Annotated in this window: 2 protein-coding genes; both read left to right on the top strand. The window is 69.9% G+C overall.

Annotated elements, in window-relative coordinates:
- On the top strand, positions 1-132 hold a 132-nt coding region (locus QK290_RS18495), incomplete at its 5' end, for an LPXTG cell wall anchor domain-containing protein (RefSeq protein WP_282332131.1).
- Between the two features lie 24 nt (positions 133-156).
- A partial coding sequence (locus QK290_RS18490) for a sortase (protein ID WP_282332130.1) occupies positions 157-843 on the top strand: 687 nt, incomplete at its 3' end.

The raw sequence follows: 843 nt of genomic DNA, 5'->3' as shown, positions 1-843 counted from the left end.
GCTGACACCGGTGTCAGCCAGGAGACAGGGAACGACGCCGGAGCCCTCGCCCTCGGCGGTGGCCTGGTCCTGGTCGCTCTTGCCGGTGGAGCCTACGCAGTGCGCCGCCGCAACGCCAACGCAGCAGCCTAAGCCCAGGCTGAGCGGATCACTACTGTGAGAACCAAGAACCACGGCCGCCGCGGGGGCTTCCTGGCCCCCGCGGCGGCCGGGGTTCTGCTCCTGCTGGCCCTGGCCGGCTGCGCCGCCGGAACAGCGGGAACTCCCGACGCCGGCGCGGTGCCTTCGGCCTCTGCCTCGTCGTCGGTGGCGGCGGCCCCGCCCTCGGCCCCGCCCACCGTGCCGTCACCGGCTGCACCGGCTGCGCCCGCCCAACAGCTTCCGGTGTTGGGTGCTTCAGCCCCGGTCACCCTGAGCATTGGCTCGATCGGGGTCCGGACCGACCTGCTCCACCTGGGCCTGCGGGAGAACGGCTCCCTGGAAGTCCCGCAGGACACCGGCAGCGGCGCACCAGCGAGCTGGTACAACGGCTCACCAACCCCCGGCGAACGCGGGCCCTCCGTGATGCTGGGCCACGTCAACGCGCTCGGCGGCAACCAGGGTGTTTTCGCGGACCTCCGCAAACTCACACCCGGTACCGAGATCAACGTCTCCCGAACCGACGGCAGTACGGCCGTGTTCACCGTTGACCGTGGAGCCCTCTACAGCAAAAACGAGTTCCCCACCCTCGAGGTCTACGGCAACACCCCCGGAGCCGAACTCCGCCTGATCACCTGCGACGGCTACGACCCCGCCACCGGGCTCTTCGACGACAACTACGTCATCTACGCCAAACTCAAAGCC

Source organism: Pseudarthrobacter sp. AL07, assembly GCF_029960665.1.
Classification (GTDB): domain Bacteria; phylum Actinomycetota; class Actinomycetes; order Actinomycetales; family Micrococcaceae; genus Arthrobacter.
This window is presented reverse-complemented; position numbering and strand designations above follow the sequence as displayed.